The following is an 8,640-nucleotide window of genomic DNA, read 5'->3' on the forward strand; positions in this document are numbered from 1 at the left end:
AAAAACTAAGCAGTTGACAAAATTTAAACACCCGTTTAAATTTCATCCTAGTCTCTATTACTTGTTAATATCACCAATGCCAAAACATATCATTAATTTCGCCCACGCTAACGGCTTTCCAGCAGGTAGCTATCAAACCTTTTTTAGCTACCTGCCTGAAAATATGCAGGTCATCGCCTTAGATAAATATGGTCACAATAAACAAAAGCCGATTAACCATAACTGGCAAGCTCAAGTAGAAGAGTTAATAAGTTATGTAGAAAGCAAACAAGTGGATGATAAGAAAGTCATCTGCCTAGGTCATTCATTTGGCGGCGTAATATCTTTTATTGCTTGCTGTCAAAGACCTGATTTATTTAACGGGCTGATCATGTTAGATCCCCCTGCCCTGAGTGGCGCTGGTGCTCTAGCGGCGAGACTGGTAAAGAAAACGAGATGGATAGATAAATTTAGCCCTGCAGGACGTGCTGAAAACCGTCGTGCTCAGTGGCCATTGGGCTCAGATATTGGTGCGCTATTTTCTGGAAGAAAACTGTTTAAGGACTTTGATAGTCGTTGTTTAACCGATTATATTACTCATGGTATATGTGAGCGTAACAATCAGTTAGAGCTGACTTTTGACGCGCAAGTTGAAGCAAATATCTTTCGGAATATCCCTTCAAACTTATCGAGTTATAAAAATAAGTTAACTATACCTGCAACCTTGGTTTATGGCTCTACTACCGATGTTTTCCCTCATCATATTTTCAGTCGCTTTATCAAACTCAATAAACATATCAAATTACAGACGACTCCAGGTGGTCATATGTTCCCATTAGAAAGCCCTGAGCGAACAGCTAAGTTAATCGCCGGTATTATTAATAGTTTCCCTAAAGAATAGCCACTTCCCCTTGAATATCAGGCATAAAAAAACGCAGTCTAAACTGCGTTTTTTGTCTAATGCTTCTTATTTAAAAAATAAAAAACTTAAGAATAACGTTAAAGTTAAAGCTATTTAGTTTTAGAACAAGGCGCTTGCGCGGAGCTGACGTTAGTCAGTGAGCACAAGCAACGAAGTTATTAAGCTAAGCAGCAATAAACTTTAATGTTATTGGCCTTTGATTTCAGAACGACCATTAAATATTGCTTTATCACCTAAGAACTCTTCAATACGTAACAATTGGTTGTACTTAGCAACACGATCAGAGCGACATAAAGAACCGGTTTTTATTTGACCGGCTGCAGTACCTACCGCTAAATCAGCAATAGTAGCGTCTTCAGTTTCACCCGAGCGATGTGAGATAACGGCTGTATAACCGGCATCTTTTGCCATTTTAATCGCAGCTAAAGTCTCAGTTAATGAACCAATTTGGTTAAATTTAATTAAGATTGAGTTAGCAACGCCAGTATCAATACCACGCTTGAAGATCTTAGTATTGGTAACAAATAAATCATCACCAACAATTTGTACTTTATCGCCAAGTAAATCAGTTTGGTATTTAAAGCCATCCCAATCAGACTCGTCTAAACCATCTTCAATTGATACGATTGGGTATTCTTTACACAGCTCGCCTAAGAAATCAGAAAACTCGTTTGAAGTAAATTGCTTGCCTTCACCTTTAAGGTCGTAAATACCTTTATCTTTATCGTAAAATTCAGTGGCCGCACAATCCATCGCTAACGTTACATCTTTACCTAAAACATAACCAGCTGCATCTACCGCTTCTTTAATTACCGCTAAAGCATCAGCGTTAGAAGCTAAATCAGGAGCAAAACCACCTTCATCACCAACAGAGGTACTTAAACCTTTGGCTGATAGTACTTTTTTCAAGGCATGAAATATTTCAGCGCCCATACGTAATGCTTCTGAAAAGTTTTTAGCTCCAACTGGTTGAACCATAAACTCTTGAATATCAACATTATTATCAGCATGTTCACCGCCATTGATGATGTTCATCATAGGAAGAGGTAAGCTATAAACACCTGGAGTGCCATTTAAGTCAGCGATATGTTCGAATAATTGTACACCTTTATCCATTGCCGCTGCTTTAGCTACCGCAAGAGATACGGCAAGAATAGCATTAGCACCGAATTTTTCTTTGTTTTCAGTACCATCTAAATCAATCATGATTTTGTCGATATTGGCTTGTTCTACAGCACGTTGGCCGATAAGAGCAGGGGTAATATCATTTTTGATAGCAGCAACGGCTTTTAATACACCTTTGCCTAAATAACGAGACTTATCACCATCACGTAACTCTAATGCTTCACGTGAGCCAGTAGATGCGCCAGAAGGTGCTGCAGCACGACCCCAAGCACCTGATTCAAGATAGACATCGGCTTCAACGGTTGGGTTACCACGAGAATCCATGATTTCACGTGCTAAAATTTTGCTAATTTTTGACATTATCATTCCTGTTAAAATGTATGACGCTCAAGTAATACCAAGTGCTCAATTAATTAGTGCAATCGGTATAATGCTTTGAACGGTAAAGTTAATTTTTAATATTACTAAACTGAAAGCAAAAACCGCAGCGTTAGCTACGGTTTTGATAAAGTGGTTATACGTTTGTTTTTTGTTTTTGCAACTCAAAGGTGGTGGCAATAAAACTTTCAAACAACGGGTGTCCATCACGTGGAGTTGAATTAAACTCCGGATGAAATTGCCCGGCAATAAACCATGGGTGATCAGGCATTTCAATCACTTCCACTAAACTTTTATCTGCTGATAGCCCCGAGAACACTAAACCAGCTTTGCTTAATTGTTCGCGGTAGTTATTATTTACCTCAAAACGGTGACGGTGTCTCTCATTAATTGTTTCACTGCCATATACGTCACATGCCTTGGTACCTTTCATCAGGTGACACAATTGTGAACCTAAACGCATAGTACCGCCTAAATCTGATTGCTCATTGCGGTACTCTACTTGGCCATCTTCATCTAACCATTCACTGATCAAACCAATGACAGGATACTGTGTATCTTTATTAAATTCAGTACTGTGTGCATCGGTTAAACCAGCAACATTTCGCGCAAACTCAATTAAGGCAACCTGCATACCTAAACAAATACCTAAGTAAGGCACCTTATTTTCTCGGGCATATTGCGCTGCTAAGATTTTACCTTCAACACCACGTTCACCAAAACCACCTGGTACGAGTATGCCATCAAGGTCAGCTAAAAGACCAACACCTTTGACTTCAAGGTCTTGTGAGTCAATGTACTTTATATTTACCGTGACTTGGTTTTTAAGGCCAGCATGCTTTAATGCTTCATTGACTGATTTATAAGCATCAGGTAATTCAATATATTTACCTACCATGCCTATAGTAACTTCACCTTGTGGATTTGCTTCATGGTAAAGTACTTCTTCCCATTCAGATAAATCTGCTTCTGGTACGTCTAGACCAAAACGCTTCACTACTATTTCGTCTGTGCCTTGCGCTTTTAATATCGCAGGGATTTTATAAATACTGTCAACATCACGTAGCGATACCACAGCTTTTTCTTCAACATTAGTGAATAAAGCTATTTTGGCGCGCTGTGCAGCGGGAATAGCGCGGTCTGAACGACACACTAAAATATCAGGTAAAATACCAATAGAGCGTAAGTCTTTTACTGAATGCTGTGTTGGTTTAGTTTTGATTTCGCCTGCAGCAGCTAAATATGGCACTAAAGTAAGGTGCATAAACATTGCACGTTCACGGCCTACTTCAAGCGCTAATTGACGAATAGCTTCTAAGAAAGGCTGTGACTCCATATCACCGACAGTACCACCGACTTCAACCATGGCTATGTCGTAACCTTCTGCGCCTTCGATTACTCGACGTTTAATGTCGTTAGTAATATGCGGAACAACTTGGATAGTTGCGCCTAAAAATTCACCTTTACGTTCACGCGCTAAAATATCTTGATAGATACGGCCCGTAGTAAAGTTATTACGTTTAGTCATTTTGGTGCGAATAAATCGCTCATAATGGCCTAAATCAAGATCGGTTTCTGCGCCGTCTTCGGTAACAAAAACCTCACCATGCTGTATTGGGCTCATGGTACCTGGATCAACGTTAATATACGGATCAAGTTTTAACATGGTAACTTTTAAACCACGCGCTTCAAGAATTGCTGCAAGGGAAGCTGCCGCAATACCTTTACCAAGAGACGATACTACACCGCCAGTTACAAAAATATATCTAGTTGTCATGTTTACACCGATGTCAGAAAAAACAGAATTTTGTGCTTAATTGGCTAATATTTATAAACTTTATTTCAAATAACATTTTTACAAATAGCTTTATATACTTCGTTCTAATAAAAGATTAAATAAAGTATTAGCGACAATGTTAAATGGTTGAAATAGGAGTTTTGCCAAACAAGCAGGACGGGAAAGTATTATACGTAAAAGCTTATACCAATTCAATTAAGTTTGTTCTCACTCAGCGAGAATTTAAAGGCTTATAAGCAAGGGTTTGATTGTAGGTAGTGGTTATTCCCTTACCAAAATCAAAAACGTAGATTACAAGCCTTTAAAGCTCGCCCTTCAGGAACTTGCTTGGGACACAAAAACTGCATAAATTTATTTGGTTTAGAATAACTAGACCAACAAAAATTTTATTTATTCAAGTCCCCCCAACATAGCTCTGAGTTGGGAAGAAAATTATTTGACTTGGTATTATCGAACAACAATAACAACAAGCCATCACAGCGATAAAATCGTCTATTTTTTATGATTATCTTATTGAGCTTTATTTGGCCTGATTCTTTTTTATTAGTAGTTGCGTATAATAGTGCTACTTTCCTAAATTAAACTGTGGTTTATTTTAAAATGACTAGAGAAAAATTAACTAAGACCTTAGCCGCCATTGACGACGTTAATCGCCAAGACCCAAATACAATATTAATTAATGGGACTAGCCAAGTAAAAGAATTAATTTACGGTCAACAAATGACTGACTGCTTAAAAAAATATTGGCCTGAAGCAAATGAGTTATTACAAATTGCTGTTCGAGCTCAGCACATTAAACGCTGGCAGTTAAAGCGCACAGAGTTTAACGAGGGAAAGTCGGGATATTATCAATGGCGAATTGCTCAAGGTAAGTTTCATGCGGAACTAGCGGCAAGTATTATGATTGACCAAGGTTACGCTGCAGAACAAGCGGAGCAATGTGCAGCAATTATTCGTAAGGAAAATTTAAAAACAAATAGTGATAGTCAAACGTTAGAAGATGTCGCCTGCTTAATTTTTCTTATGCATTACTTTGATGAATTTGCGACTAAGTATACCGAGCAAGATAATGAAGCTAAGATTGTTCGTATTGTACAATTAACCTGGAGCAAAATGTCAACGCAAGCACATGATATTGCTTTAGGTTTAACATTACCGGATCATTTAGCGGTAATAGTAAATAAGGCGCTTGCATAGCCGTTTTCTAGCAAGTTTATTAGCTGAAAATCGAGAATGCAGATTTTCTACCCCAACCTCTTGTACTAGAGAGTAGAGAGTCTGCAAATTGCTACTCTATGCTTTATCGGTTGTTTAGTTATTTACTTTATTCTTTACTAGTGGCTGCTTTACTGATTACTTCTTTGCTTATGGTTTCTTTACTTATAGGTAAACGCAGTAAAAAAATAAAGGGACCAATAACCAGTGCAATAACAAGCCCGGTTAAGAGCGCGTTTTGTAACAGAAAAGCCGACCAACACACAGATAAACCAATAGTTAACAATGCCATGCGTTTTGCTTTTTTTGGAATACTTCTATGTTGTTGCCAATCGATAATCAAGGGACCGAAGGTTTTATTTGCCAGTAATTTTTTCTGCATTCGTGGTGACGATTTAGCAAAACAGGCCGCCGCCATAATTAAAAAAACCGTTGTTGGCAGCACAGGTAATATTGCACCTAAGATAGCTAAACCAACACAAAATAGCCCTGTGACTTTCAACAAGAGTATCTTGGCCTTACTCTGCACTGATGGTGAAACCGGACAGGAACTGATATTAATGTTTGCGTTTTTACTTACTTCTCCCTCAGTACTAATCACTCTTTCCATGTATGAATACTCCCTATTTCAGCTATTAATTGCCGGTGTAAGTTTTAACTTTCACTTTGTTGTTAGTATCACGACTTTGACGAATTAGTACATCATCCGCCTGGCCATCACTTTCTTGCATAACACTAGATTTGGCTAATCTGTCATAAAGCAACACGTTAACCGAGGCAGCTAGGTTCATACAACCAACGGTAGGAACATAGACAACATCATCTGCATAATCTATAACTTGTTGCTTTATCGTGCCATCCTCAGGGCCAAATATATATACCGCCTGCGGAGGATGAATAAAGTGTGGTAAGGGTGTTGCCCCCTCCACTAAGTCAACACATATGATTTTAGTCGTCGATGAGATATTTTCCAGTATCTCTTTAATATTTATAAAATCTTCCACTGCTAATAAAGGAATTTTACCCTGGGCATTTTTGGTATCAGTCTTTAAAGTGTCTTTATTATACTTGGCTGCTTGCTCATAGCGTCGGCCAGTATAAAGGACTTGATCTACTTGATAACAACCAGCAGCGCGCATTACTGCACCAACATTGGTAGGGCTCTTCGGATTAGTTAAACCGATTGTAACGTGTCTTGGGCATTGTTCTTTATTTGAGGTCATAAATGTGGTCATAAAATTATTAAGGAGTTTTCTATAGCTTCTTCTCTTGGATCTTAACCTGTTGCCAATATTCTTCTAGCTCGGCTAAGTCATGTTCAGTAAAACTTTTACCCGATTGATTTACTTGTGTCTCAACGCCATGAAAGCGTTTAGTAAATTTTTTATTCGCAAGTCGAAGTAATGTTTCAGGGTCTTCTTTAGCATGGCGGCATAAATTTACTACCGCAAACATTAAGTCACCTAATTCTTCGGCGAGCGCTTTTTTATCCAGTGAGTCTGCTTCTAACTCATCTTTGACTTCTTGCACTTCCTCTTCAATTTTAGCAAAGACATCTTTTATGTCATGCCAATCAAAGCCGACATGCGCACAACGCTTTTGAATCTTTGCCGCTTGGGATAAAGCTGGTAAGTTTTTCGGGATATCAGCCAAAAGGCTCAAGTTTTCGTTATCAGTCTGATTACCCATTTGCTGCTGATTCTTCTGCTGCCTTTCGAGTATTTTCTCATTTTCCCAATTAGCTTTTATCTCAGCATCTGATTGCAAATTAGCCTGAGCAAACACATGAGGGTGGCGGCGAATCAATTTTTCACAAATGGCAGCTATTACACTATCAAAGTCAAAGTACTGCTGTTCTTGTCCCAGTTGACTATAAAAAATCACTTGAAAAAGTAAGTCACCTAACTCCTTTTCCAGTTCAATAAAGTCACCTTGCTCAATCGCATCAACAACTTCATAGGCTTCTTCTAGGGTATGACTGGTTATTGAAGCGAAATCCTGCTTAAGATCCCATGGACACCCTGTGGTTGGGTCACGTAGCTGCGACATGATCCAACGTAATTTTTCTATTGAGGCTTGTTTATTTAACATCTTATTTTATTTCTTAATTTCTCATTGTTTTTCATTATTGGCTGCACTGGCTTGAGTAATTAACTGATGGATTGATTGATAAATTTTATCGAACAATAATCACAGGCGCCTTACTTGGCTAACATCATCTAATTGACGTAATTTATCTAAAACTCGCAGTAATAGCTCACTACTTTCCACTTCCAACTTTAGCGTCATACTCATGGTCTGCTTGGTTTTATCGGTATGACTTTCCATGCCAACAATACTTACTTTTTCATTGGCAATAATGGTTGATATATCACGTAATAAACCTTGTCTATCACTGCCGATAATTTGTGCCGAGGCTTGGTAACTTTGTTTATGTTCATTACCCCACTGCACTTCAACTAATCGCTCTGGTTGCAGATTAAGCGCATTAGCAAGCTGCTCACAATCTTGTCGATGTACTGAGATCCCTCGGCCTTGAGTGATAAAGCCTGAGATTGTATCACCAGGTACTGGCTGACAGCACTTCGCCATATGAGTAAGTAAGTTACCAACGCCAGAAACGGTTATACCGTTATCATCTTGCGCTAGGGTTTTACTCGTCGGGCTGTGTTTTACTAGGCTTTGTGGATCTATTTCAGCTTGAGGTTTTAATTTACTGTCAAGGTGAGTAAAGTGGTTAATGACTTGCTGTAACCTAGCATTACCTGTACCGATAGCAGCATAAAGATCATCCACTGTTTTGACATTAAAGCGCTTGGTCGCCGCTAATAAGTCTATATTGGCTAAATCATGTTTAGCTATTTCACTGTCAAATAACTCTTTACCTTGGGCAATATACTTATCTCTATCAAGCAATTTAAAGAAGTGCTGAACTTTAGCGCGGGCACGTGAAGAGTATATGTAATTCAAATTAGGGTTGAGCCAGTCTCGGCTTGGGTTAGGCTGCTTACTAGTCAGTATTTCGACTTGATCGCCCGTTTGCAACTGATGAGTAAAAGGCACTATTTTGCCAAATACTTTCGCGCCAATACAACAATGCCCCACATTAGAATGGATGTAATAAGCAAAATCTAATGGCGTTGAACCCATAGGTAAATCAATAACATCACCACCAGGCGTGAAAACATAAATTCGGTCTTCAAATACTTGACTGCGTAATTCA

8 protein-coding genes are annotated in these 8,640 nt (G+C 38.7%); 2 read left to right on the forward strand and 6 right to left on the reverse strand.

Translation table 11 applies throughout. The features are described from left to right. The coding region (locus tag HRT50_RS11075) for an alpha/beta fold hydrolase (RefSeq protein ID WP_367238871.1) at nt 1-880 on the forward strand (880 nt) is incomplete at its 5' end. Between the two features lie 207 nt (nt 881-1,087). Here the strand turns inward: HRT50_RS11075 and eno are convergent. Beyond that, nucleotides 1,088-2,386, reverse strand: coding sequence for a phosphopyruvate hydratase (gene eno, locus HRT50_RS11080; protein ID WP_291614368.1), 1,299 nt, complete (start codon nt 2,384-2,386; stop codon nt 1,088-1,090). A gap of 154 nt (nt 2,387-2,540) precedes the next feature. Continuing rightward, complete coding sequence (locus HRT50_RS11085) at nt 2,541-4,181, reverse strand: CTP synthase (RefSeq protein WP_291614370.1); 1,641 nt, start codon at nt 4,179-4,181, stop codon at nt 2,541-2,543. 621 nt (nt 4,182-4,802) lie between these two features. On the opposite strand from HRT50_RS11085, the gene HRT50_RS11090 reads away from it, so the two are divergent. Continuing rightward, nucleotides 4,803-5,399, forward strand: coding sequence for a DUF4202 domain-containing protein (locus tag HRT50_RS11090; protein ID WP_291614372.1), 597 nt, complete (start codon nt 4,803-4,805; stop codon nt 5,397-5,399). Nucleotides 5,400-5,526: 127 nt separating this feature from the next. Here the strand turns inward: HRT50_RS11090 and HRT50_RS11095 are convergent, their stop codons facing one another. The 4 genes from HRT50_RS11095 to HRT50_RS11110 form a co-directional block, all read right to left on the reverse strand. Continuing rightward, nucleotides 5,527-6,027 carry a YbaN family protein gene (locus HRT50_RS11095; protein ID WP_291614374.1) on the reverse strand — a complete coding sequence of 167 codons (501 nt, stop codon included), beginning with the start codon at nt 6,025-6,027 and terminating at the stop codon, nt 5,527-5,529. A gap of 25 nt (nt 6,028-6,052) precedes the next feature. Continuing rightward, entirely contained in the window at nt 6,053-6,640 is a 588-nt protein-coding gene (locus tag HRT50_RS11100) for an RNA methyltransferase (RefSeq protein WP_291614378.1), read from the reverse strand. 31 nt (nt 6,641-6,671) lie between these two features. Continuing rightward, nucleotides 6,672-7,508, reverse strand: coding sequence for a nucleoside triphosphate pyrophosphohydrolase (gene mazG, locus HRT50_RS11105; RefSeq protein ID WP_291614380.1), 837 nt, complete (start codon nt 7,506-7,508; stop codon nt 6,672-6,674). A 99-nt stretch (nt 7,509-7,607) separates the two neighbouring features. Continuing rightward, the coding region (locus HRT50_RS11110; protein ID WP_291614382.1) for a TGS domain-containing protein at nt 7,608-8,640 on the reverse strand (1,033 nt) is incomplete at its 5' end.

It is taken from the genome of Colwellia sp., assembly GCF_013215345.1.
GTDB lineage: Bacteria > Pseudomonadota > Gammaproteobacteria > Enterobacterales > Alteromonadaceae > Colwellia.

Excerpts from the sequence above, each read along its gene's own strand:
- HRT50_RS11100 (WP_291614378.1), bottom strand. The coding sequence starts at position 6,640 with ATGACCTCAAATAAAGAACAATGCCCAAGACACGTTACAATCGGTTTA.
- eno (WP_291614368.1), bottom strand. The coding sequence starts at position 2,386 with ATGTCAAAAATTAGCAAAATTTTAGCACGTGAAATCATGGATTCTCGT.
- mazG (WP_291614380.1), bottom strand. The coding sequence starts at position 7,508 with ATGTTAAATAAACAAGCCTCAATAGAAAAATTACGTTGGATCATGTCG.
- HRT50_RS11095 (WP_291614374.1), bottom strand. The coding sequence starts at position 6,027 with ATGGAAAGAGTGATTAGTACTGAGGGAGAAGTAAGTAAAAACGCAAAC.
- HRT50_RS11085 (WP_291614370.1), bottom strand. The coding sequence starts at position 4,181 with ATGACAACTAGATATATTTTTGTAACTGGCGGTGTAGTATCGTCTCTT.
- HRT50_RS11090 (WP_291614372.1), top strand. The coding sequence starts at position 4,803 with ATGACTAGAGAAAAATTAACTAAGACCTTAGCCGCCATTGACGACGTT.